20 protein-coding genes and 1 tRNA gene are annotated in these 25,159 nt (G+C 48.4%); 17 read left to right on the top strand and 4 right to left on the bottom strand.

The window, feature by feature from the left end:
* Positions 1 to 64 precede the first annotated feature (64 nt).
* Positions 65 to 155 (top strand) — tRNA-Ser (locus B5P39_RS17270).
* A 306-nt stretch (positions 156 to 461) separates the two neighbouring features.
* Here B5P39_RS17270 and B5P39_RS17265 read toward each other — a convergent pair.
* Positions 462 to 992 (bottom strand): hypothetical protein, encoded by a 531-nt coding sequence (locus B5P39_RS17265; RefSeq protein ID WP_088212403.1) that lies wholly within the window; start codon positions 990 to 992, stop codon positions 462 to 464.
* Positions 993 to 1,360: 368 nt separating this feature from the next.
* Here B5P39_RS17265 and B5P39_RS17255 point away from each other — a divergent pair, with 368 nt between their 5' ends.
* The 5 genes from B5P39_RS17255 (at position 1,361) to B5P39_RS17235 (ending at position 6,909) form a co-directional block, all read left to right on the top strand.
* Positions 1,361 to 3,034 carry a ribulokinase gene (locus B5P39_RS17255; protein ID WP_088212401.1) on the top strand — a complete coding sequence of 558 codons (1,674 nt, stop codon included), beginning with the start codon at positions 1,361 to 1,363 and terminating at the stop codon, positions 3,032 to 3,034.
* A 1-nt stretch (position 3,035) separates the two neighbouring features.
* On the top strand, positions 3,036 to 3,731 hold the full coding sequence (locus B5P39_RS17250) for an L-ribulose-5-phosphate 4-epimerase (protein WP_011626173.1): 696 nt from the start codon (positions 3,036 to 3,038) through the stop codon (positions 3,729 to 3,731).
* Positions 3,732 to 3,769: 38 nt separating this feature from the next.
* A complete protein-coding gene (gene araA / locus B5P39_RS17245; protein ID WP_088212400.1) occupies positions 3,770 to 5,272 on the top strand; it encodes an L-arabinose isomerase in 1,503 nt (500 codons plus the stop codon).
* Between the two features lie 76 nt (positions 5,273 to 5,348).
* Complete coding sequence (locus tag B5P39_RS17240; protein WP_088212399.1) at positions 5,349 to 5,957, top strand: HAD family hydrolase; 609 nt, start codon at positions 5,349 to 5,351, stop codon at positions 5,955 to 5,957.
* Between the two features lie 235 nt (positions 5,958 to 6,192).
* Positions 6,193 to 6,909, top strand: a complete 717-nt coding sequence (locus B5P39_RS17235) for a FadR/GntR family transcriptional regulator (RefSeq protein ID WP_011622747.1) — start codon at positions 6,193 to 6,195, stop codon at positions 6,907 to 6,909.
* Between the two features lie 109 nt (positions 6,910 to 7,018).
* Here B5P39_RS17235 and B5P39_RS17230 read toward each other — a convergent pair whose 3' ends face one another.
* A complete protein-coding gene (locus B5P39_RS17230) occupies positions 7,019 to 7,966 on the bottom strand; it encodes a glycoside hydrolase family 43 protein (RefSeq protein WP_088212398.1) in 948 nt (315 codons plus the stop codon).
* Between the two features lie 153 nt (positions 7,967 to 8,119).
* On the opposite strand from B5P39_RS17230, the gene B5P39_RS17225 reads away from it, so the two are divergent.
* From B5P39_RS17225 to B5P39_RS17180, 10 genes are all read left to right on the top strand, one after another.
* A complete protein-coding gene (locus tag B5P39_RS17225) occupies positions 8,120 to 9,853 on the top strand; it encodes an IlvD/Edd family dehydratase (RefSeq protein WP_088212397.1) in 1,734 nt (577 codons plus the stop codon).
* A 60-nt stretch (positions 9,854 to 9,913) separates the two neighbouring features.
* A complete protein-coding gene (locus B5P39_RS17220; RefSeq protein WP_088212396.1) occupies positions 9,914 to 10,684 on the top strand; it encodes an SDR family NAD(P)-dependent oxidoreductase in 771 nt (256 codons plus the stop codon).
* A 79-nt stretch (positions 10,685 to 10,763) separates the two neighbouring features.
* Positions 10,764 to 11,819 carry an aldose epimerase family protein gene (locus B5P39_RS17215; protein ID WP_088212395.1) on the top strand — a complete coding sequence of 352 codons (1,056 nt, stop codon included), beginning with the start codon at positions 10,764 to 10,766 and terminating at the stop codon, positions 11,817 to 11,819.
* A gap of 98 nt (positions 11,820 to 11,917) precedes the next feature.
* A complete protein-coding gene (locus B5P39_RS17210; RefSeq protein ID WP_088212394.1) occupies positions 11,918 to 12,859 on the top strand; it encodes an ABC transporter substrate-binding protein in 942 nt (313 codons plus the stop codon).
* A gap of 31 nt (positions 12,860 to 12,890) precedes the next feature.
* Complete coding sequence (locus B5P39_RS17205; RefSeq protein WP_088212393.1) at positions 12,891 to 14,390, top strand: sugar ABC transporter ATP-binding protein; 1,500 nt, start codon at positions 12,891 to 12,893, stop codon at positions 14,388 to 14,390.
* Positions 14,391 to 15,608 (top strand): ABC transporter permease, encoded by a 1,218-nt coding sequence (locus B5P39_RS17200; RefSeq protein WP_088212392.1) that lies wholly within the window; start codon positions 14,391 to 14,393, stop codon positions 15,606 to 15,608.
* Positions 15,605 to 16,567, top strand: a complete 963-nt coding sequence (gene yjfF, locus B5P39_RS17195; protein WP_011717052.1) for a galactofuranose ABC transporter, permease protein YjfF — start codon at positions 15,605 to 15,607, stop codon at positions 16,565 to 16,567. Before B5P39_RS17200 ends, yjfF begins: the two co-directional genes overlap by 4 nt.
* Positions 16,542 to 17,678, top strand: a complete 1,137-nt coding sequence (locus B5P39_RS17190) for a glycoside hydrolase family 43 protein (RefSeq protein ID WP_088212391.1) — start codon at positions 16,542 to 16,544, stop codon at positions 17,676 to 17,678. The genes yjfF and B5P39_RS17190 overlap by 26 nt, the downstream gene beginning before the upstream one ends.
* A gap of 61 nt (positions 17,679 to 17,739) precedes the next feature.
* Entirely contained in the window at positions 17,740 to 18,741 is a 1,002-nt protein-coding gene (locus tag B5P39_RS17185; protein ID WP_088212390.1) for a family 43 glycosylhydrolase, read from the top strand.
* A 279-nt stretch (positions 18,742 to 19,020) separates the two neighbouring features.
* Positions 19,021 to 19,611: a DUF4303 domain-containing protein gene (locus B5P39_RS17180; RefSeq protein WP_088212389.1), complete on the top strand. Its 591-nt coding sequence runs from the start codon at positions 19,021 to 19,023 to the stop codon at positions 19,609 to 19,611.
* 330 nt (positions 19,612 to 19,941) lie between these two features.
* Here B5P39_RS17180 and B5P39_RS17175 read toward each other — a convergent pair whose 3' ends face one another.
* Positions 19,942 to 22,329, bottom strand: a complete 2,388-nt coding sequence (locus tag B5P39_RS17175; RefSeq protein WP_088212388.1) for a glycoside hydrolase family 127 protein — start codon at positions 22,327 to 22,329, stop codon at positions 19,942 to 19,944.
* Positions 22,330 to 22,435: 106 nt separating this feature from the next.
* Entirely contained in the window at positions 22,436 to 23,881 is a 1,446-nt protein-coding gene (locus tag B5P39_RS17170; RefSeq protein ID WP_088212387.1) for an MFS transporter, read from the bottom strand.
* A 208-nt stretch (positions 23,882 to 24,089) separates the two neighbouring features.
* On the opposite strand from B5P39_RS17170, the gene B5P39_RS17165 reads away from it, so the two are divergent.
* A complete protein-coding gene (locus tag B5P39_RS17165; RefSeq protein WP_088212386.1) occupies positions 24,090 to 25,157 on the top strand; it encodes an arabinan endo-1,5-alpha-L-arabinosidase in 1,068 nt (355 codons plus the stop codon).
* The last annotated feature ends 2 nt before the right edge of the window (positions 25,158 to 25,159 follow it).

The following is a 25,159-nucleotide window of genomic DNA, read 5'->3' as shown; positions in this document are numbered from 1 at the left end:
TAGCGCAGATTTATCAGTTAGTGCTTTACAGTCAGTAAACTAACTTATATTATGCGCATCGTTCGGAGGGGTGGCAGAGTGGTTTAATGCACCGGTCTTGAAAACCGGCGTGGGTTTATAGCCCACCCAGGGTTCAAATCCCTGCTCCTCCGCCATATTCTACGGAAAAGCCATCAGCAATGATGGCTTTTTTGTTTTTTGCCATTTGAACCCTAGGCTTCCTAATTCTAAGTGCAGCTCCTCCGCAATATTCCACAAATAAACCATCAGTAATCATGACATTTTGTTTTGGAGTTACGGAAGCTGAACCTAGGGTTCCTCATGCTAACCACAGCACCTCCACTAAATTCAGATAAAAAGGCCGCTAAAGACTTAGCGGCCTTTTTCTTTCGCAATGGATTTAATTCCCATTAGCCCTGGTTTTTCAAATAGCAAAGCAGCTTAGGTTAAGTAAGGCTAGGCTAAGTGAGCTTATGCCTGATAAGGCTTAGCGCAAAAGCTTCATAGGCAGCAACCGCTTCACTTCCCAACAATGTGCAATAAATGCAGTCGGGATCGTTCAATACAAGTCCCAGAGCGTCAATATAGTCGCTGCCGTTGACCACAAAGAACTGCTTTTTATAGGGCAACAACACCATCTGCGGTGCTTGCTTTAAAAAAGCCTGCGCCTCATCAAAACCGCTAAACCAATGATTAAGCAAGGTATCGCAGCGCCTGTTATGGAATAGGGTACCTAAGTCTTCACCAATTAACGCTTGCCCCGATAACACTCTTTGGCAGTGATTAAAATCAGTAAAACCGAGCTCTCGGGCCAAGACGGCTTGGCAATGCTTGAGTTGGATATCCAGCTGGGTTAAACCTTGCTTGTTCATCAAGGAGGCAAGTTTATCTAGCGCCACTGCATCGCCAGCTTGGCAGGCTTTAAGGCGCTTTTTAGCGAGGATTTTGACTTCGTTTAAGGCGTGTGGTACTGGGGTAATTTGTTGTATCACAAACAATTCTCCTAAGTTTTATTGGCATCTCCGCTAAGCCAAACCTAATCAATTGTCGTGTCATACATGTGATGCGAACATCGAGATATGAGTCAGAGTGATGTCATCTTCTGCGGATAGGCGTCTCTGCAACCTGGCGCCATTATTCGACTTCTTCATGCTCGAGTCAAGCTCAGCACTGCTTCGACCTTCCTTCCGCTTCATCCCCCGAATCGTTACATGCTCAGCCTTAATGTTAAAAATTTTATCACCATCAACTAAAATCATATTGTATTACTATTGAACTGTAGTAATATTGTAGTACTAAATAATATTTACTCTACCTGCGTAAACCGGATCGGACGCAGACAAAATGTACGGGGATGCAAATGTCGAATGTTTTAGGGGCTTACGCGTTAGGGCTTGATTACGGCTCTGATTCAGTTCGCGCGTTATTGGTGGATACCCAAACGGGCGCAGAAGTAGCAACAAATGTGGTGTACTACCCACGTTGGAAGAAGGGGCTTTTTTGCGATCCCGCGAAGAATCAATTTAGACAACATCCCCTCGATTACATCGAAAGCCTTATCGAGGTAGTGCAAGGGCTATGGGCAAAAGCCCCGAGTGGCGCCGCGCAAAGAGTCTGCGGTTTGAGTGTTGATACCACAGGCTCAACCCCAATCGCGGTCGATGAATCTGGTGTTGCTTTAGCCTTAAAACCAGAGTTTGCGAATAACCCCAATGCCATGTTTTTGCTTTGGAAAGATCACAGCGCCATCCTCGAAGCTCAGCAAATTACCGCTGCGGCAAACAATTCAAGCGAAAATTACCTGAAATATGAAGGGGGAATTTACTCCTCCGAATGGTTTTGGGCGAAAGCGCTATTCGTATTGCGCCACGACACAGAGGTCAGACAAGCCGCCTATAGCTGGGTCGAGCACTGTGATTGGATCACGGCATTAATGACGGGCACTACACATCCAAAGGTCTTTAAAGCCGGGCGCTGTGCCGCTGGTCACAAAGTCATGTGGCACGAGTCATGGAATGGCTATCCGCCGAATGACTTTTTCGTTGGCATCGACCCCTTACTCGATGGCTTGAGAGACAAGTTACCGCTTGAAACCTGCACATCTGACAAGGTTTGCGGCCAGCTAACGCCTGAGTGGGCACAGCATTTAGGGCTATCGACCGAGGCTATCGTGTCCTTTGGCTCATTCGACTGTCACGCAGGTGCCGTTGGGGCCAATGTTAAACCCGGCGTCTTAACCAAGGTGATGGGGACCTCTACCTGCGATATCACGGTCGCCAGTTATGACGATATAGGTGAGCGTTGTATCAAAGGCATTTGCGGTCAAGTCGATGGCTCTGTATTGCCCGGCATGATAGGGCTAGAAGCGGGTCAGTCTGCCTTTGGCGATCTCTACGCTTGGTTTAGGGATCTCACCGCATGGCCGATGCAACAGCTTGACACTTCAGCCTTATTTGATGAAAACACCAAAGCCAAACTCATTCAGCAACTCGAAGCTGAAACCCTGACAATGTTAGGCAATGCGGCCGCGAAAATCCCCGTTGGCGAGACGGGCATTGTCGCGCTGGATTGGATTAACGGACGTCGCACCCCCGATGCCGACCAATCTGTTGCCATGGCTATCACAGGCTTAACCATGGGTAGCCAAGCACCGCAAGTCTTCAAAGCTTTAGTGGAAGCTAGCGCCTATGGCGCACGGGCTATCATCGAGCGCTTCAAACAGGAAGGCGTATGCATTGACCATGTGGTCACCATTGGTGGGATCTCGAAAAAATCCGACTTCATTATGCAAACCTGCGCCGATGTGTGGAATTGCAACATCGACGTACTCGAGAGCGAGCAAAGCTGCGCACTGGGCGCCGCCATTTATGCCGCAACCGCAGCCGGGGTTTATCCCGATGTGCTGAGTGCCCAGGCAGCCATGGCCTCGAACGTTGCGAAAACCTATCAGCCAAATCCTGAAAACGCAGAGAAATATCAAGCGCTTTACCTAGGGTACTTAGCCCTTGGCCACTATGTTGATGGAGCGAAATAAGATGTCTTTTTTAGAGCTAAAACGCGAAGTATACGAAGCCAACATGGAGCTTGAGAAACGTAAACTGGTTACTTACACCTTTGGCAACGTTTCACAAATTGATCGCCAACTCGGCGTCATTGGTATCAAACCAAGCGGTGTGCCCTATGAAGATTTGAAGGTTGAAGACATTGTGATTGTTGACCTTGAGAATCAAATCGTAGAAGGGCGCATGCGTCCTTCATCCGATACCAAGACACATACCTATTTGTATCGCCAGTGGCAGAGTATTGGTGGCATTACCCATACCCACTCGACCTACGCCACCGCTTGGGCGCAGGCACAGATTGCGATTCCCTGCTTAGGTACAACACAGGCCGATTATGTGTACGGTGAAATCCCATGCACAGCAGTGATGCGCAACGATCAGATCAGCCGCGACTACGAAGAAGAAACCGGCGTGCAGATCCTCGATTGTTTCGCCGACCGAGATCCCAACGAGTCGCCCATGGTAATCGTTGCAGGCCATGCACCGTTCACTTGGGGCGCGAATGCGGCTAAATCCGTTTATCACGCCGTGTTGCTCGAAGAAATCGCTCGGATGGCGTATCTCACCAAAACATTATCACCAGGTATCAGTCAGTTAAAACAAGAGCTTATTGATAAGCACTATTTGCGTAAGCATGGAAAAGACGCTTATTACGGCCAAAGCAAGTAATTGCCAGTCGGGTCTCATTTCAAACTAGAGAGAGTAATATGAAAGCCTTCAAACAAAAACAAGTGTGGTTTATCACGGGTTCGCAGGACTTATACGGCCCAAAGGTATTAGAGCAAGTCGCTAAAAACAGTGAGCAAATTGTTCATGGCTTCAATGAGTCATCCGCCATTTCCATCGAAGTGGTGTACAAGCCAACCGTAAAATCCCCACGGGAAATTCACGCCGTATGCCAAGCGGCCAACAGCGATGAAAACTGTGTTGGTGTGATCCTGTGGATGCACACTTTCTCTCCTGCCAAGATGTGGATTGCTGGCCTTAATGAATTAAGCAAGCCATTCATGCACTTACACACTCAGTTCAATGCCGAGCTCCCTTGGAGCGAAATCAACATGAACTACATGAACACCCACCAAAGTGCTCACGGTTGCCGCGAATTTGGTTTTATCGGCACTCGTATGCGTAAAGAGCGCAAAGTAGTTGTGGGTCACTGGCAATCGGGCGATGTACAAGCACAAATCGATGATTGGTGCCGCGCAGCGGCGGGTTGGCACGAGAGCCAAAACCTGCGTATCGCCCGCTTTGGCGACAACATGCGTCAAGTGGCCGTGACCGAAGGCGACAAAGTTGCCGCACAAATTCAATTTGGTTACGAAGTGCACGCCTACAGCTTAGGTGAACTCAATGAGGCGATTGCAGCCATTGCCGAAGGCGATGTAACCGCACAGCTTGATCGTTACGCCAGCGAATACCAAGTAGGTAACGAACTTTTTGGCGATGAATACCAATTAGACCGTTTAAGAAAAGAAGCCAAGATTGAACTCGGCTTAACCCAATTCTTAACCCAAGGTGGATTTGGTGCCTTTACCAACTGCTTCGAAAACCTGACCGGTATGACAGGATTACCGGGACTGGCTACCCAACGTCTGATGGCGAACGGTTTTGGTTACGGCGGCGAAGGTGACTGGAAAACGGCGGCCATGGTGCGCATCATGAAAGTGATGGGCCAAGGCCGTGCCGGTGGTACTTCATTTATGGAAGACTACACCTATAACTTTGGTGCGACTGACCAAGTTCTTGGTGCCCACATGTTAGAAGTGTGTCCATCGATTGCCGCTGCAAAACCGCGTTTAGAAGTTCACCGCCACACCATTGGTGTGCGCTGTGACGTGCCACGTCTGTTATTCACTGGTAAAGCAGGCCCTGCAATCAACGTATCGACTATCGATTTAGGCAACCGTTTCCGTATTATTCTCAATGAATTAGATACAGTAACGCCACCACAGGATCTGCCGAATCTGCCTGTCGCATCTGCGCTGTGGGAGCCTCGTCCGAATTTAGCGGTTGCCGCCGCAGCTTGGATCCACGCCGGTGGTGCTCACCACTCGGCCTATAGCCAAGCCATCACGACGGATCAAATTGTCGACTTTGCTGAAATGGCCGGTGCTGAACTGGTTATCATCGATGCCGACACTAAGATCCGCGAGTTTAAGAATGAGCTTCGTCAAAATTCCGTTTATTACGGTTTAGCAAGAGGTTTATAATCCTCGCGCAGCAATAAAGCCGCCTTCGGGCGGCTTTCACTTTTCTGGCACCATTCATTTCATAGGGTAAACACAGATGTATACAGAATTTGACGGCATTATCTTCGATATGGATGGCACCTTAGTCGACAGCGGTCAGTTGCATGAGCAGGCATGGCGACAAACCTTGAATCACTTTGGGATCCCCGTAGAGCCTGCACTGATGCGCTCGTTAGCGGGCGTGCCCACCATTGGCACCTTAGAGATCCTGATCGCCCATTTTGGCGTCACGCCAACGGCCAGTTGCGAGGCCATGAACGAGTATAAAGAAGCCCTAGTGCGCGACACTATGCATTTATATGTCAAGCCGACAGCATTAGCCGAATTTGCCAAGCAGAATCAGGGCAAACGCCCAATGGCGGTCGGCACAGGTGCCTACACAGAGGAAGCCATTCAAATCTTAACTCTATGTGGATTACTGGAATTAGTCGATTATGTGGTAGGGGCCGACCAAGTCGCGTCACCCAAACCCGCGCCAGATACCTTTTTACGCTGCGCCGAACTGATGGGCATAGCGCCTGAGCGCTGTATCGTATTTGAAGATGCAAAGGCGGGCATCCAAGCCGCCGAAGCTGCCGGGATGTTTGTGGTCGATGTGCATGCCGAATTACAGATTGAAAATGACTATTTCCTAGGCACTCAGTAGCCCTTGCAAGCTTGTCCAATCACTAGTCAAAACGCAAAATTAGGCTTTACAATGTAAAAGTTTGGGGTAAGGTAGGGACAGTAAGTTTGAGGAAATTCCCATAAATTCTTAGCGTTAACAAAATTTTTATTACCTTTATCAGGAAAGGTAGTATCATAACATTTGTTTATCAGCGTTAAGCACCTTATCCAGCCGATTGGATTGAGCACAGAGATAGAGAGTTAAAGAGGGCACTATGGCAAATCAGGCAAATAACCGTCCGCAGAATATCCATAACTGGGTGGCAAGCGAATTAGGTTCTCGCATTGTGGGCGGCTTTTATGCGCCAGGTGAATATATCCCTAATGAAAATGCTATCTGTGAAGAGCTGGAAGTGTCACGCACCTCCTTAAGGGAAGCCTTTAAGGTGCTCACGGCAAAGGGGCTTATCGAATCTCGCCCTAAACTTGGCACCCGTATTCGTGAGCGTCGCCATTGGAATATGTTCGATCCGGTGATCTTAAACTGGTTTTCCCAATCTAAACCTTCGCCCGAGTTTTACACTTCTCTCTATGAAATCCGTGAAGTGTTTGAACCCGCAGCGGCGGAACTGGCGGCGAAAAAACGCACCCCTGAGCAGCTTGAGGTGATTGCAGCGGCCTATGCCAAGATGGAAGCGGCCGAATTAGGCACCGATGAAGTCTATACCTCGGATATCGATTTCCACATGGCAATTTTAGATGCGACCAATAACGAGTTTATGGTGTCTCTCGGCGTGTCGATCCAATCTGCGCTGCTCGAAATCTTTAGACTCAGTAGCACAATTCAGGATGACTTTATCCAATCACTCCCTGGCCACAAGGCTATTTATACTGCGATTGCCGCAGGGGACAGTGAAGGCGCGAAAGCTGAGATGAATAAATTACTCTCGACCTCTCAAGATACTGTACATAAAAATATCGAGCGTAAATAACAAAATATCGAGCATAAGTAACGAGTTACTTGTCTTTAACGTCGCTTGAGCAATAAAAAAGGTGAACTTAGGTTCACCTTTTTTGCTTTGCTGTGAACGGAAAATAGTGTTACTGCGGCTCGCTGATACCTTCACTCGTCATATGAATGCGCTGTACGGTGCCATCGGCATTGTAATGCAGCGGGTCAATTGCCACTGAACGTCTAAACTCACCGCCGCCATCCTGCGATGCGCCGGTATGGTAGATAAAGTAGGATTTCCCTTTAAATTCAATAATCGCTTGATGGTTAGTCGGCGAATTGCCTGCCACTTCATTTAAGATGCCTTGGTACTTCCACGGCCCCTGAATGCTATCGCTGGTCGCATAGGCAATTTTTTCAGGGAAGCCAGAAGCGTATGAAAGATAATAGGTTTTATCTTTTTTATGAACCCACAGCGCTTCGGTAAAGTTAGGAACATCAATGGCGTGTATTGGGCCATCGAGTTCAATCATATTGGGTTTTAACTTGGCAAATCTTGGCTTAGTGTTGCCCCAAAACAGATAGGCTTGCTTGTCATCATCGATAAAGACAGCAGGATCGATATCATCCCAATCAATCTCGGTATCTGTGGTCATGTCATTGGTGATAAGGGCGCTGCCGCGGGCATCCTTGAAGGGACCAAGTGGACTATCTGCAACCGCGACACCAATAGCAAAGCCATTGATTTTGTTGTGTCTTGCCGTGACATACCAGTAAAACTTACCTTCTTTTTCGATCACATGGCTAGCCCATGCATCTCCTTTAGCCCAGCTGAAATCTTTCACAGATAACTTGCTGCCATGGGCCGTCCAATTGTGCATATCCTTAGAGCTAAAAACGAGCCAATCATGCATTTCGAAGAAGGTGCGATTGTCCTTTGCAACGTCATGGCCAGTATAAAGATAGACAGTATCTTGGTGCACTATGGCGGCTGGATCGGCGGTAAATACATCCGTAAACAGAGGGTTAGCAGCAATCGCTGCAGTGCTGACACTCGTACTCAATGCCAAACACACACTCAAAAATGCCTTTTTCATACTTCCTCTATTGTTTTTTGATATTTTGGTATTATAGTAATACCAATACTTTTGCGTGCTAGCAATATTAAAGTACAAATTGTTAACTCAGGGCAGTTGAGTGTTACTCAATCGTTCGGGCAGGGCATGTGCCTTGGAAGACGAAGGTGTCATATGAATAATAAAAAACCGAAAACACTTCGTTCGGCAAGTTGGTTTGGTAGTGATGACAAAAATGGCTTTATGTATCGCAGTTGGATGAAAAACCAAGGCATACCCGAGCATCACTTTCAAAATAAGCCTGTGATTGGTATTTGCAATACCTGGTCAGAATTGACGCCCTGTAATGGTCATCTACGGGAATTGGCGCAAAGAGTAAAGAATGGCATTCGGGAAGCGGGTGGCATTCCAGTGGAGTTTCCAGTGTTTTCGAATGGCGAGTCCAACTTACGTCCAAGCGCCATGCTTACCCGTAATCTTGCGGCCATGGACACGGAAGAAGCCATTCGTGGCAACCCCATCGACGGTGTTGTGCTGTTAGTGGGCTGCGATAAAACGACTCCGGCTTTATTAATGGGCGCGGCCAGTTGTGATTTACCGACAATCGTTGTTACTGGTGGTCCCATGCTCAATGGTAAGCATAAGGGCAAGGATGTCGGTTCGGGCACACTCGTGTGGGAACTGCATCAAGAATATAAAGCGGGCAACATCAGTCTCGCCGCATTTATGAATGCCGAAGCGGATATGTCACGCTCAACGGGCACCTGCAACACTATGGGCACAGCATCGACCATGGCCTGTATGGTGGAAACCCTTGGGGTGAGTTTGCCACACAATGCAGTCATTCCTGCGGTGGATTCTCGCCGCCAAGTATTGGCGCATATGTCGGGAATGCGAATTGTGGACATGGTCAAAGAGGATTTGACCTTAAGTAAAATTTTAAGCCGTGATGCTTTTATCAATGCCATCAAAGTCAATGCCGCCATTGGTGGTTCAACCAACGCCGTTATCCATTTAAAGGCGATTGCCGGCAGGATAGGGGTTGAGCTGTCACTCGATGACTGGTGCCATGGATATACAGTACCGACCATAGTGAATCTTAAGCCTTCGGGTCAGTACTTAATGGAAGACTTTTACTACGCGGGTGGCCTGCCAGCAGTATTAAGGCAGCTGTTTGAACATGATTTACTGAGCAAAAACACGCTTACAGTCAATGCGGCTAGCCTCTGGGACAATGTCAAAGAAGCGCCGTGTTATAACCAAGAGGTGATCATGTCACTTGAAAATCCCTTGGTCGAAAATGGCGGCATTCGCGTACTGCGCGGCAATCTCGCGCCCCGAGGCGCAGTGATCAAAACTTCAGCCGCCAGCGCGCACCTGATGCAGCACCGCGGTAAAGCCGTGGTGTTTGAAAGCTTCGACGATTACAACGCTCGCATCGGCGATCCTGAATTGGATATCGATGAAAACAGCATTATGGTGCTTAAAAACTGTGGCCCGAAGGGATATCCGGGCATGGCTGAGGTCGGCAATATGGGACTGCCACCTAAGTTGTTGAAAAAAGGAATTAAGGACATGGTTAGGATTTCTGATGCACGCATGAGTGGCACCGCCTTTGGCACAGTTGTGCTGCATGTTGCCCCAGAAGCACAAGCCCTTGGGCCACTGGCCGCCGTTCAAAATGGTGACATGATAGCGCTTGATACCTATGCCGGAACGTTACAGCTGGAGATCAGTGACCAAGAGTTACAAGCCCGTCTTGCCAAACTGGCAACGGTGAAATCCATTCCAGTGAATGGTGGCTATCTCTCGCTCTTTAAGGAGCATGTTCTCCAGGCGGATGAGGGATGTGATTTTGATTTTCTCGTGGGATGTCGAGGTGCAGAGATACCAGCACATTCCCATTAAATATGAACTCGTTTTCTTTTATAATAAAACCAGATAATTATTTTAATAAAAGGTTGAGTTATGAAGTTGACTAATCAATACCCGAGTTTACAAGGGAAAACCATTTTTATCAGTGGTGGCGCAACGGGTATTGGAGCTTGCTTGGTTAATGCTTTTTTAGAGCAGGGCGCTAAGGTGGCATTTGTCGATATTTTAGTTGAGGAGTCAACTCAACTCGTCGCAGACCTTAAGCAGACTCAACCAGAGGCCAGCGTAAAATTTTATCACTGCGATCTTGTCGATATCGCCGCCCTCAAGCGTGTGATTGCTCAGGTCGAGGACGATTTAGGTCCAATCTCGGTATTAATTAACAATGCCGCGTGCGATCAACGCCATAGCATCGACGAAGTGACCCCAGAATATTGGGACCAATGCCTAAACACCAATTTGCGGCATTACTTTTTCGCTGTACAAGCGGTCAGGTCGCAAATGCAGCGCCTCGGCGGAGGCTCAGTGATCAACTTAGGTTCTATGAGTTGGCACAATCGGCAGGCGGGCATGGCGGGTTACACCGCATCTAAGGCCGGCGCCATGGGCTTAACCCGAGGGTTAGCAGCCGATTTAGGTAAAGATAAAATCCGGATTAATACCTTAACGCCGGGTTGGGTGATGACAAAACGTCAACTCACACACTGGGTAGATAAAGATACGGCAAAACATATCGAAAATAACCAATGTATTAAAGAATATGTAATGCCCGAAGATATTGCTGCTATGGCGTTATTTTTAGCAGCAGATGATAGCAAACTCTGCACCGCACAGAATTTTATTGTCGATGGTGGTTGGATTTAAATATCACAATAAAATTTCAGTTCATTAAATAATGAGGTGAGTGCTGAGTTTATTTTAAATAAAAGGTAAAGCACTCACCATGCAACTCTCTGTTACTAAAAAAAGCCTACAACACGCCGCATTTGCGGATGAATTACAATTAGTCACGCTCACCAATAGCCACGGGCTTGAAGTGGTTCTGTCAAATTACGGCGCCAGTATTTGGTCGGTCAAACTTTATGGTCAAGGGCAAGAACCTATTTCATTAAGTCTTGGCTATCAAGATATTAAAGATTGGGCGACTAATCCGTATTATTTTGGTATTACCGCTGGCCGTGTCGCAAATCGTATTGCTAAAGCACAATTCCCCTTAGCAGGTAAAACAATTCAATTAGTCGCCAATGAAGGCAATAATCAACTTCACGGCGGACCTAAAGGATTAAGCCATTGCACTTGGCAGGTTGAGACGCTGCAGGACAATGACAGTGTGGCGGCGGTTTTCAGCATTACCAGCCTCGATGGCGATCAAGGATTTCCGGGTAATCTTGCGATTAAGCTCGAGTATCGCCTCAATGAAAACAATGAATTAACCCTGAACTATCAAGCCGTTTGCGATCAAACCACCCCCGTCTGTTTAACCAATCATGCTTACTGGAATCTTGCCTCCAACAAACAGCAAGGCATTTTAGGGCACGAACTCTCCATTCAAGCCAGTCATTTCCTGGCGCTCGATAATGAACAGATCCCAACGGGCGAATTAATCTTAGTCGACGATGGCGCATACGATTTCAAACAACCGAAGCTAATTGCCACGGATATTAAGCAATTAACCAATGGTTATGATCATTATTTTGTGATGGATAGAAATCCAGACAATAAAAACAGTTTGCAGACTATTGCAGTATTAAAAGATCCGCTTTCTGGCCGAGAACTCGAAATTAGTACCACTGAAGTCGGCGTGCAATTTTATAGTGGCAACTTTCTCGATGGCAGCCATATTGATGATGAAGGTTATAGCATTAATAAATTCCATGGCCTGTGTTTAGAAACCCACGGTTATCCGAATGCGGTAAACATTGACCATTTCCCGAGTGTCATGCTTGAGGCCAATACTCAATATCAACAAATTACGGTACATAAGTTTAAGAATATTTAATTCAATCAAGGCGAAATAACATTTATTTGTACGAGTTGGCCTGCTGTTAACAGCAGGCTAGGGGATCTCTGTTACCTAAAATTATAAAGGGAATAATAATGAAACATAATAAAATCATTACCGCATTGGGATTATGGGCTGTCAGTACAACTTGTGCCTACGCCACCACGGTGGGCTTTTCACAGGTTGGCTCCGAGAGTGGTTGGCGTACCAGCTTTAGTGAGGCGGTCAAGGCCGAAGCTAAACAGCGTGGCATCGATTTAAAATTTGCCGACGCTCAGCAAAAACAAGAGAACCAAATCAAAGCCGTGCGTAGCTTTATTGCCCAAGGCGTGGATGCCATTATTATCGCGCCCGTAGTGGAAACAGGCTGGAAACCCGTACTCAAAGAAGCCAAACGTGCCCACATTCCTGTGGTGATTGTTGACCGTAATATTAAGGTCGATGATGACTCCTTATTCCTTACCCGTATCGCCTCCGATTTTACCGAAGAAGGCCGCAAGATTGGCCAATGGCTAATGGATAAAACCCAAGGCAACTGCGATATCGCCGAGTTGCAGGGCACAGTAGGTGCAACCGCAGCGATTGATCGCGCCGCCGGTTTTAACCAAGTGATTGCCAATTATCCCAATGCCAAGATCGTTCGTAGCCAAACAGGCGAATTTACCCGCGCTAAGGGTAAAGAAGTGATGGAAGGTTTCCTCAAGGCGCAAAACGGTCAGCCACTGTGCGCAGTGTGGTCGCATAACGATGAAATGGCCCTTGGCGCCGTGCAAGCCATTAAAGAAGCGGGTTTAAAACCGGGCAAAGATATTCTGATTGTCTCCGTGGATGGTGTTCCCGATTACTTTAAGGCGATGGCCGATGGCGATGTCAATGCCACGGTTGAGCTTAGCCCATACTTAGGCGGCCCAGCGTTCGATGCTATCGATGCGTACCTGAAGGGTAATAAGGATCAAGCCAAGCTTATTAGCACCACGGGTGATGTATTTACCCAAGAAACCGCTGCCGCAGAGTACGAAAAGCGCCGCCAGCAATAATCCCATTGACGCTTTCTTGGGGAATAGCGCTATGAGCCTTATTTTAGAACTCAAGCAGATCAGTAAGCATTATCCGGGCGTCAAAGCCCTTGAGGATGTGAGCTTACGGTTATTTGCAGGGGAAGTTCACGCCCTATTGGGCGAAAACGGTGCGGGTAAATCGACGCTGGTGAAAGTGATGACAGGCGCCCAGTCGAAAGACATGGGCGACATCCTTTTCCTTGGTGAGCCGCAACACTTCAACACACCTATGGATGCGCAGAAGGCGGGGATCAGCACGGTTTATCAGGAGGTGAACTTAGTGCCTAACCTGACCGTGGCCCAAAACCTGTTCCTCGGTTACGAACCGCGCCGCCTTGGGCTGATCCATTTTAAAAAAATGTATGCCGACGCGCGGGCCGTGTTAACCCAGTTCAAGTTGGATATCGATGTTAGTGCGCCGCTGTCGGATTATTCCATCGCGGTGCAGCAACTGATCGCCATCGCCCGCGGCGTTGCCATGTCGGCCAAGGTATTAGTGCTCGATGAGCCTACCGCGAGCTTAGATGCCAAAGAAGTGCAAGTGCTGTTTGGGATCTTAAACCAGCTCAAAGCCAAGGGCGTGGCTATCGTGTTTATCACTCACTTCCTCGATCAGGTTTATCAGATAAGCGATCGCATTACCGTGTTACGTAACGGGCAGTTTATCGGCGAATATCTGACGGCAGAACTGCCACAACCTAAGTTGATTGAAGCCATGCTCGGGCGTTCTCTGCAGGAGCAATTGGTTAATAAACAGGAAAAGGAGCGCACCGTTACCCGCGCTGAGGCCGTGCTCTTGTCCCTCGAAGATGTGTCGGTGAAAGGCTCAATCCAATCGATGAATCTCACCGTGCCAAAGGGGCAGGCAGTCGGACTTGCGGGGCTGCTAGGCTCTGGGCGCAGCGAAGTCTGCAACGCCGTGTTTGGGCTGGACTTGGTCGATAGCGGCAGTATCCATTTGGCTGGGCAGAAACTGAATCTGTCACAACCCGTGGATGCTATCAGCGCCGGGATCGCCCTGTGCCCCGAAGATCGCAAGATTGACGGCATCATCGGCCCTTTATCGATTCGTGAAAATATTATACTCGCGCTGCAGGCGCGTATCGGGTGGTGGCGGTATTTATCTAAAGCTCGGCAGCAGGAAATTGCCCAGTTCTTTATCGATAAATTACAGATTGCAACCCCAGATGCGGATAAACCCATAGAGCAATTGAGTGGTGGTAATCAGCAAAAGGTAATCCTCGCGCGGTGGTTAGCCATCGAGCCCATTTTATTGGTACTGGATGAGCCGACCCGCGGCATCGATATTGGTGCTCACGCAGAAATCATCAAACTTATCAGAACCTTGTGTGATGAAGGCATGTCGCTGCTGGTTGCATCGTCTGAGCTCGATGAGCTCGTGGCCTTTTCAAATAAAGTCGTGGTATTACGCGACAGATATGCAGTACGTGAACTTTCAGGAGCGGAATTAACCTCGCAACACGTAATGCAAGCGATTGCGGAGGGATAAATGAAAAGCTCAGCCGAAACCCTATCATCCACACACATGTCCGCCGAGTTGCTCTCACCCCAGATGAACGCATCTGAGGCGCACTCATCTGAGCGGCAACCGCGGATGCAGGAAAGTCATAAGACCATGGTTCAAGAAAAAAATGCCCGTTACCAAGCGGGTAAGTCGACCCCCATGGGTCGATACCTCTGGCCACTATTGGCCTTAAGTATTCTGTTACTGGCCAATCTGTTCATTGACAGCAGTTTCTTCAATATCAGCTATCAAGACGACAGGCTCTATGGCTCCTTGATTGATATCTTAAATCGCAGTGCGCCCGTGGCGCTGCTCTCCATTGGTATGAGTCTGGTTATTGCCACTGGCGGAATTGACCTGTCGGTAGGTGCCGTAATGGCTATTGCGGGCGCCGTTTGCGCGAATCTACTGTTAGTGCCGGATATCAGCTTAGTCACAGTTATTGCCGCAGGCCTGATCGTTGGGCTCTTAGCTGGCTGTATTAATGGCGGTCTGGTGAGTTTCTTAGGCATTCAACCAATTGTCGCGACCTTGCTGCTCATGGTGGCGGGGCGCGGTGTCGCTCAGCTTATCAACCAAGGGCAAATTATCACCTTTCAGCACCCAGGCTTTGCCGCCATTGGCGTGGGCCAGTTTTTAGGCCTGCCGATGCCAGTGTGGATTGTGATTGGGATGCTAACCTTCAGCCAATTACTGCTGCGTAAAACCGCTTTAGGGCTTTTTATCGAAGCGGTTGGCTGTAATGCCAAGGCGAGTCGTTACCTCGGGATCAACGATAAATCCATCAAACTGTTTGCCTATGGCATTGCGGGTTTGTGCGCGGCGTTGGCTGGCATGATCAGCACCGCCGATATCCAAGGTTCAGATGCGAATAACGCAGGGCTTTGGCTTGAGCTGGATGCCGTGCTCGCAGTAGTCATTGGCGGCGCAGCGCTCACAGGAGGGCGTTTCTCGTTAATTTTGTCGGTCGTCGGCGCGCTGATCATCCAGACCTTAGCGACCACCATTATCGTCAGTGGTTTACCCGCTAAGTTTAACTTGCTGATCAAGGCCATCGTTATCCTGACCGTGCTGCTGTTGCAATCGGCTAAATTTAGGCGCCAATTGTCGGCGCTGTTCAAATCCAAGCGCCATGCGGATGCCAAACCAGCAGAAAAGGCCACAAGTGCAAAAGCCAGTGCCGCAACAGGAGAAAAACTATGATAGCAAGACGTTTTATCCCGCTGTGGATCACCGCCTCATTGCTGCTGACCATGTTTCTGGTTGGCACCTTTCAGTTTGACGGTTTTGCCAGTGGCCGAGTAGTCACCAACCTGTTGCGTGACAATGCATTCCTATTGATCACCGCATTAGGCATGACCTTAGTGATTATCTCTGGGGGTATCGATCTTTCGGTTGGCGCCGTCATCGCCTTAAGTGGGGTCGTCACCAGTTTATTGATCACCGAGTACCAATGGCATCCATTGTTGGCCTTTGTGGTTATCTTACCCCTCGGCACTCTGTTTGGCGCACTCATGGGCACTATTATCCATGTGTATAAGTTGCAGCCATTTATTGTGACGCTTGCGGGCATGTTCCTGGCGCGGGGCTTAGCGACGACGCTCAGCGAAGAGTCGATTGCCATTGACCATCCATTTTACGATGCGGTGGCCGAGATGAGCATTGCATTACCTGGCAATGGCGCGCTCGATTTAAGCTCGCTGATCTTTATCCTGTTCTTTGTGATTATCGCCGTGGTTATGCATTACACCCGTTTTGGTACGAATGTATATGCCATTGGTGGCAATCAACATTCCGCCGAACTAATGGGGATTTCCATCGCGAAAACCACCATCAGTATTTACGCCATCAGCAGCTTTCTGGCGACACTGGCAGGCATTGTCTTTACCTTTTACACCTTCTCTGGCTATGCGCTTGGCGCCATTGGCGTCGAACTGGATGCCATTGCGGCCGTGGTCATTGGCGGCACCTTGTTAACTGGCGGCAGTGGCTTTGTGCTCGGCACTGTGCTTGGGGTGATTTTGATGGGGGTGATCCAAACCTATATCACCTTCGATGGCAGCTTAAGCAGTTGGTGGACCAAGATTGTCATTGGCCTGTTACTGTTCTTCTTCATCCTGTTACAGAAACTATTGAATGGACGCAAAACACAACATGGATAATCGTCAACCTAACGTATCTGTTTTTAGGCGCTTGCCTTTGACCTGTGGCTTACTCGCCGCATTGGCGCTGCCATTAGCCCAAGCCGTGCCTGTGCTCGAAATTAGCCGCGCACAACCCCACAACGCCCCGGCGCCCCCCCTCGATGCGAATGCGCCCTTTATCGAGAGAAGGGCGGATCCTTGGATTATTCGCGACGATGACGGCAGTTACTACTTCATTGCCTCAGTGCCTGAGTTTGACCGCATCGAGCTTCGCCACGCCAAAACTATCGACGGTTTACGCCAAGCAACGCCTAAGCCACTATGGCACAAGCATGAAACAGGCCCCATGAGTATCGATATTTGGGCACCTGAGCTGCACAAAATCGATGGTCGCTGGTATATCTATTTTGCGGCCAGCAATAAGGATGTGCGTTTTCATAACCGCATGTTTGTCTTAGGACTCGAGGGCGACTCACCGATGACGGGCCAATGGCAAGAGCTTGGCAAGTTACAATCGGCGCAGGATGCTTTCTCCCTCGATGCGACCAGCTTTAGCCTGAAGGGCGAGCGATATTTTATTTGGGCGCAGCAGGACAAAGCCAAGCGTTACAACACCGGCTTAGTGATTGCCAAAATGCTATCGCCAACTCAACTCTCTGATAACGAAACCATTATCAGCGAGCCCTTATTGGATTGGGAACGTTTAGGCTTTAAAGTCAACGAAGGCGCCTCTGTGTTGGTTAAAAACGGTAAAGTCTTCGTGACCTATTCCGCCAGTGCCACGGATGACCGTTATGCTATGGGGCTGTTATGGGCCGATGAAAATGCCGATTTACTCAATCCTAAGAGTTGGCATAAATCGCCAAGCCCAGTCTTTACCACTGAGCCGAGCTTGAATCGTTTTGGTCCTGGCCATAATAGTTTTGTGCTGGCAGAGGATGGTAAAACCGAGCTGATGTTTTACCATGCGCGTAATTACCTTGAGCTGCAGGGGACACCATTGACCGACGGTAATAGACACACTTACTACCGCGCCATTCGCTGGTCGGCGGACGGTTTCCCAGTATTTGATAATCAGCACAGCGATAGCCAAACCTTTAATCAGCAAGACACGCAATCCCGCGAATAAGCGAAATGCGTTTAATAGACACGAACAGCACACTTAAGTAATCGAAATAGACAGGTTTTCCATGATAAGAGCAACAAACAGCCCCCTAGTCGAGCAGCGCGCCGATCCCTTTGTGTACCTACATAGCGACGGTTATTACTACTTTACGGGCTCTGTTCCGACCTACGATCGGATTGAACTGCGTAAATCCAAGACCTTAGACGGCTTGAAAGACGCCCAAACCTTCGATATCTGGTTTAAACACCAAAGCGGCCCAATGAGCCGCCACGTATGGGCGCCCGAGATCCATTATCTCGACGGCAAATGGTACATCTACTTCGCAGCCAGCGAAGAGGAAAATATTTGGGCATTACGCCCCTACGTGCTTGAGTGTCTAGGACAAGATCCATTAAATGATGAATGGATTGAACTTGGCATGATGCAGGCGGCCGAGGGTGATAATAAATCATTTATCGACTTTTCCTTAGATGCGACCATTTTCGAAAACAACGGTAAGCGCTACTTCTGCTGGGCAGAGAAAACCGGTGGACAATTTGCGGCATCCAACCTGTATCTTGCGGAAATGGCATCGCCCATCAAGTTAAAGACGGCGCAATTTATGCTCACCACCCCAGATTACGATTGGGAGCGCGTCGATTTTTGGGTTAACGAAGGGCCTGCAGTACTTAAACATCAGGGGAAAATCTTTATTACTTTCTCGGCCAGCGCGACAGGAGCTTGTTATTGCATGGGCTATATGGAGGCCGATGAGCATGCTGATTTGCTCGATCGTAACTCATGGAAGAAAACCCGCCAGCCAGTGCTGTGCACGGATGTCGACAAGCAAATCTTCGGCCCTGGTCATAACAGTTTCACCGTGGCAGAAGATGGCGTGACGCCCATCTGTGTTTACCATGCCCGTGATTATGAACATGCGGTGGGCGATCCTAGCGTGGTGCCAAAGACAGATACCCGTCCATTAACGCAAATCATTAAAGATCCACTCTATGATCCCAATCGCCATGCGCGAACGTTAGCGGTGTCATTTAATGAGAGCGGGCGCCCCTTGTTCAACCTCTACTAATTCATTTGCCGACATAAATGATGTGATAACCGCGGGGCACGCTTCAGCAGCCCCGCTTTTTTATGCCTGACTTAAGCGCTATTATTAGGTAAAACGCGATTGTTAGGCTCGCACACACAACATGCTATTCCGCTCGCTATTTCAATTACTTAATCGATTCAACCTTTGAACCTATTGATGTTATATTGCCGCCCGAGCATTCACTTGGTGGGCAGAAGTGCTGCCTGCGTGTGAAAGTGAATATCAGTGATGATTTTGCCAAGTTCGAGGAGTAGGGAAATGGCGATAAACAAAGGCAAGCTTAGTGCAAATATTGAAGCAAGGATGGATGAGTTTGCTCAAGAACTCACTCAGGCACTTGCGAAATATTACGATTGGTGGCTGTCAGAATATCCGGCGCAGACCCTCTACGGTTTTTGCTTGTATAGCACGCCCTTAGTGGAATATTTAGGCGTCACCCTTTTCACCGAGGAAGGCCTGACAGCCGTCGCAGAGCAATATCAAAACCATCATCGTTTTCGGCATAAATCCCTCGTACAGCTTAAGCAAACACTGCGCTGGTCGGCCTGCGACTCTCCACATCACAATGAAAATGAAGACATTTTTGAAGCGATTAACGACAAACTGCAATTGCTGCAAGAAGACGCTGAGGCGCTCGAGTCCGAAAAGACATACGATGCTTACCTTAAAGCCTTGTACGCCATATTAGTCAGGGCGCTCAATGAGGTTAAAGCCATGCGCCCGCTAAACCCGCAGGCAATATTGTTCTCCGTCTGGTTTGGCGATCAAAGCGATGCTGATATCGATTATTTTGTTCAAAATTGTAATGACAAAGAGATGGTTGCTTGTTTTTATCAGCAATGGCGGTAGATATTGCCTACAAAAATTTTCAATTCAATTGGCTTATTTCGTCTATTACCGACGAGGTCCCACTCAATATTGACTGAAATGGTGACTGAAATGGTGACTGAAATGGTGACTGAAATGGTGACTGAAATGGTGACTGAAATGGTGACTGAAATATTGACAGGTAGTGGTTGTTATTTACGGCAAGTCGCATAGTGCCACCAGCAAACATTAGGTAGTGCCAAGCGTAGAAATCTGGGTATGGGGATAAAAGAACAAGGGAAAGCGTTTCACTTTCCCTTATCTGAATCAGTGTTTTAAGCCCGAGTGCCTACATGCGCTCGGGATGCTTGCTTACTGAGTCGAGGTCGATTCACTTTTTAGCAGGCGCACCTCATATAAACCGCCAGCAATCGAGCCCGGTTTTGCCACAAATTTCACCCTGAAGGGCACTGTGCTATCCGAAAGCATGTCGGCGGGAATAGGGTAGTCGACGTTGTAAAATATCGGCCCCTTATTGGCTGGCAGAGTGACTTCGGCAAGGCGTTTATCGTTGATCCAAATGTCGAAACGTCGCCCAGCATCCAAGCCAAAGTAAGTTAAGCGCAATATGGGTTGCGGCTCACCTTTCGCATCGAGTTGATAGCTAAACCAATCCTGTGCATGGCGCCAGTGGCGATTACCATTAAGGCCCGCTTCACTCTTTGATGCCTTAAAGAAATGATCCGACTCAGGTTGCTGCTCACCGGGCTGCACACTATCTAAGGTTTGCGCCATCAACTTGGCTTCCATCTGGGCTTTTTGAGCTAACTCTTGCTGTTTCTGTTGCCATTCATCGGGAGCGCTCTGGCCAAAATACAAGGTATAGCGGCTGTCATGCAGGCGAAAGAAGGGGATCAGCGTGATGGGGCTCGCTTGATTTGTACGGGCTTTCCCCGTGGTAAATTGCAGCTGACTCATGGGCTCACGGCGGATATCGGTTAAAAAGCGGGTACCATCACTGATAAAAATTGGCGCCTGACTGGGTTCGCACATAGGGCCACTGGCAATATGCCCCATGCGACTGGCATCGCCGATAAAGTTTAAGGCTTCATTGGCGATAGGCGCCGTTTTTGCCGCTAGCACAATTGGCCCATAAAGCACTGAGTAATAGGCGGTTTTATCGGGTAGCTGCTCAAGACTAATGTCCATGGGTAAGGTGATGGTCACGCTATCGCCCTTGCGCCAGTGCCGTGTTAAAGGAATATATTGCCCTTGAGTCGGTGTAAACCTTTGCGACTCGCCATTAATGCTCACGGTCACGTCACCCTTAGCCCATGTGGGATAGCGCAGATTGAGGGTAAAGTCCGCTTCCTGATGGATAATCATCTGCGAAGTATTGTCATCGGGAAACTGAGTTTTTTGGCTAAGGCTGATGCCCTTGGCTTTCCAGTTGACCTCGGAATCGACAAATAGGTTCACAAACAGATTGTTGTCCTCCTCGGCATAGATGAGCTCGCCGTATTTAGCATGGTTTTCGATGCCTGAGCCGACACAACACCACATACTTTCCTGCGCCGAGGAATAGACGCGGTAATGGTCTGGGCGCATTGGCGTAAAATACACTAGGCCGCCAGTTTGCGGATGCTGGGAAGAGAGGATATGGTTGTAGAGCGCACGCTCGTAGTAATCGATATAACGTAAATCACGTTTGTTTTCATAGAGTAATTTAGACAGTTTCAGCATGTTGTAGGTATTGCAGGTCTCAGGGCCTTCTACCGAATCGAGCATACTGCTGAAGTCTTCGCTGGGATGAAAATGCTCGCGCACACTGTTGCCACCAATGGAAACGGTGCGCTGGTGTACGACTTGCTGCCAAAAGTAATCGGCGCTCTCTAACCAGGCCTTGTTATGACTGAGTTCGGCAATACGTGCCACACCCACAATTTTAGGAATTTGTGTATTGGCATGTAGGCCCGTCAGTTTATCTTGATGCTGCAACAGGGGTTGTAACAGGCTTTGATCCGTGTAGCGATTCGCAAGATTTAAGTATTTGTTTTGACCTGTAATGCTGTACACATCCGCTAAGGTTTCATTTAAGCCACCGTATTCGGTGCGCAGCATAAGCTGCAGCTGCTCATCAGTTAGATTGCGACTTAAATCCAGCATCCAATCGGCAAAACCGACGAGCATTTTCTTCGCCGTAGGATTTTGAGTATAAAGATAGGCATCCCGCAGGCCGGCAAATACCTTATGTAGGTTATACCAAGGCACCCATGATTGGTTGAGCGTAAACAGATCCGCTTCAATATGACCAGCGGCGACCTGCTGCCATAATTTGTCTCCATGGGGAACACCGCCCACGTAACCATTGCCATGGGCCTGTTGGCACTTTTCCAATTCGGCCACCATGTAGTTGAGTCGCTCAAGCACCGCCTGATCGCCCGTAGCGGCATACATTAAGGCCAATGCCGATAGATAATGCCCACCGATATGGCCATCGAGGCCCGTATTTTCCCAATTGGGGTAGTTGTCGGCGGTAGTCGCAATTCCCGCTTCCTTACGGTAAGGGGCAAGTAGTCGCTCGGGATCCATCGACATGATGTAAGCCAAATCGGTCTGCTGGGCATGCAGAAACGGCCCAGCTGTGAGGCGCACATCGTTTAGGGGAATGGAGGTAAGGCTAGCAAAACTTGGCTGGGATACGAATGGGCAAGTTAATGGCAATAACAGGCAAAGGCCAAACAATCGAGCAGTGTTCATCTTGGCTCCCTTATTATACGGATTGGAGTTTTACGTTTGGATTAACTCAGTTTTTGCGTGATAAAAAAGCCCCTGGGTAGGGGCTTAGGGGGTTATCGCAGATAGATTACGCCGATACTTGAGGCGCTGCAGTCTTAGGCGTTACGGCCTCAGAGGCTTCAGAGCTAGAGGCTAGAGCCTTAGACGTCAGGTTGGCGTCCGTTTGGCTTGAATGGGCCTGCTCGGGTAAAGCCTGTTTGATTTCTTCATAAACGCGGTCAGAAATCTTGTATTTGAACATCAGTAAGCCCATCAGCGCGTGGAATGCGCCAGGGATCACCGTCAGCATTAACGAAATACCGGTCAACGCAAACTCGCTTTGGGTTTCACCGGGTTGATAGTTGAAGTAGGTCAGCAGCATACCCACCACAAATCCCGCCGCGCCCATACCCGCTTTTTGGGCGAATGAAATCCCGCCAAAGGCAAGGCCAGAGACCCTGTGGCCCGTTTTGACTGTGCCATAATCCACCGACTCTGAAATCACCGACCAGAAGACTGGCGCATGTAAATCCACCACGAATGAAATCGCAAAGTAGAGTACAAAGGCCAGCACTATGTCGCCCGGCTGCACGGCAAAGAACATGATGGCGCTTAAGATCCCAACCACGATTTGGCTATAGCGGAAGAGTTTTAGTTTGCAGTAACGCTTTGTGATCCAAGTTGAAGCGACCATGGCCAGAATAGCAGCACCCACACCGGTCGACAGGAATGCCGAGAGCATTTTGGCATCGCCGCCCAAGTAATAGGTGGCGTAGTAGGCTGCTACCGAGCCGCGGATCACATAGCCAATGGTGCCAATCACACAAATCGCGACTAACACTAACCATTGATCGTTTTTGAACAATAATCGCAGTTGCATGCCAACAGGCTTAGTTTCCACCTTGTAGGCCACGCGCTCTGTGGTGGTGAAAAAGCAGAATAAAAACAGTAGTGTTGCCATCAATGCCATCACGCCCATGGCTTTTTGATAGCCCGCGGCAATGTTCTCTCCGCCCCAGGCAGACGCTAGCATAGGCACGATAATGGTCACTAAAAAGGCGGCAATCTTTGCGAAGAACAAACGGTATCCGTTGGCGGATAACCGCTCTTTTGGATCGTCGGTGATGACGCTGATAATCGAAATATATGGAATAGTCACTGTGGTGAAGATGATAGTGACCAGAATATAGGTCGAATAGGCCCAGATAAGTTTGGCATTGTAATCCCAATCTGGGGTTGAGAAGGTTAAGAAAACCGAAATACCAAAGGGAATCGCCATAAACAGGAAGTAGGGGCGATATCTTCCCCAGCGGGTGGTCACTTTATCGTTAATAATGCCCATTAAAGGATCGGTAATGGCATCGATAAGACGAACCAACAGGAACAATATCCCGACATCGGCGGGTTTTAACCCAAAAATATCGGTATAAAAGAAGGTAATAATTAACATCATTGACGAAATCACCACGTTAACGGCCATGTCCCCGGAGCCGTAACCGATCTTTTCAATGACTGACAATTTATGAGAACTCATCAGAAATCCTTATTATATTTATTATAAACAGTGAGTTATTGTGTTATTTTGCAATTTACCGCATTCGCAATGTTAACACATTTTTCTCCTGTTAATTTTTTTGCATTTGATTGTTACTTCCTTGTCCTGATAGTATGATAACTTAATTCATCATACAATAGCATAATAACTATTTTGTTATATGGGATGGGGTTCATAAGGAGAATTGATGCCAGCTATGAGAGTCACACCGAAAACAGCCCTAAAACGTCACCTTAAGATGCTCAATTGTGCGCTGCTAGGCGTATTGGGAACCCTAGGCCAAGTGAGTGCCAAGCAGGTGAGTATTCACGATCCTGTGATGGCAAAAGAGGCCGGACAGTATTATCTCTTCAGCACAGGTCCCGGTATTACCTATTATTCCTCAAAGGATAAGATCCATTGGGAATTAGCTGGGCGGGTATTCGAAACCGAGCCTAGCTGGGCAAAGGACGTTGCGCCAGAGTTTAACGGCCATTTATGGGCGCCGGATATCATTGAGCATAACGGCTTGTTTTATCTGTATTACTCAGTATCAGCCTTTGGTAAAAACACCTCGGCCATTGGCGTGACAGTCAATAAAACCCTCGACAAAAACTCAAAGGACTATCAGTGGACAGATAAGGGGATCGTTATTCAATCTGTACCAAATCGCGATGCATGGAACGCGATTGATCCCAATATTATTGTCGATGAGCAGGGTACACCTTGGATGAGTTTTGGCTCCTTCTGGCAAGGGTTAAAACTGGTCAAACTCAATCCAGACTTTACCTCCATCGCCAAACCAGAGGAGTGGCATACGCTAGCCAAGTTAGCACGCCCCGCACTGCTGGGTGAAACCGAGCCAGGTCCTGCTGAAATCGAAGCGCCGTTTATCTATAAAAAAGATGACTATTACTATCTTTTTGTCTCCTATGGCCTTTGCTGTCGTGGGGACGACAGCACTTACCACTTAGCCGTGGGCCGCGCCAAAACGGTGACAGGGCCTTACCTCGATAAAGAGGGCAAAGACATGGCGCAAGGCGGCGGTTCGGTTTTGCTGCATGGCACTAAGGCTTGGCCGGGATTGGGCCATAACAGTGTTTATGCCTTCGATGGCAAAGATTACTTAGTCTTTCATGCCTACGAATCGGCTGATAATGGCTTACAAAAACTCAAGATGGCGGAACTCAGCTGGCGCCAAGGTTGGCCAGAGGTCGATCCTAAGGCGCTCAATCAATACCAGAGCGTATTAGTTGCACCCGAAGGAACAAAATAATA

Source organism: Shewanella sp. Shew256, from assembly GCF_002196695.1.
Lineage (GTDB): Bacteria > Pseudomonadota > Gammaproteobacteria > Enterobacterales > Shewanellaceae > Shewanella > Shewanella mangrovisoli.
The sequence above is the reverse complement of the archived record's forward strand: the minus strand, read 5'-3'. Positions and strand labels throughout refer to the sequence as shown.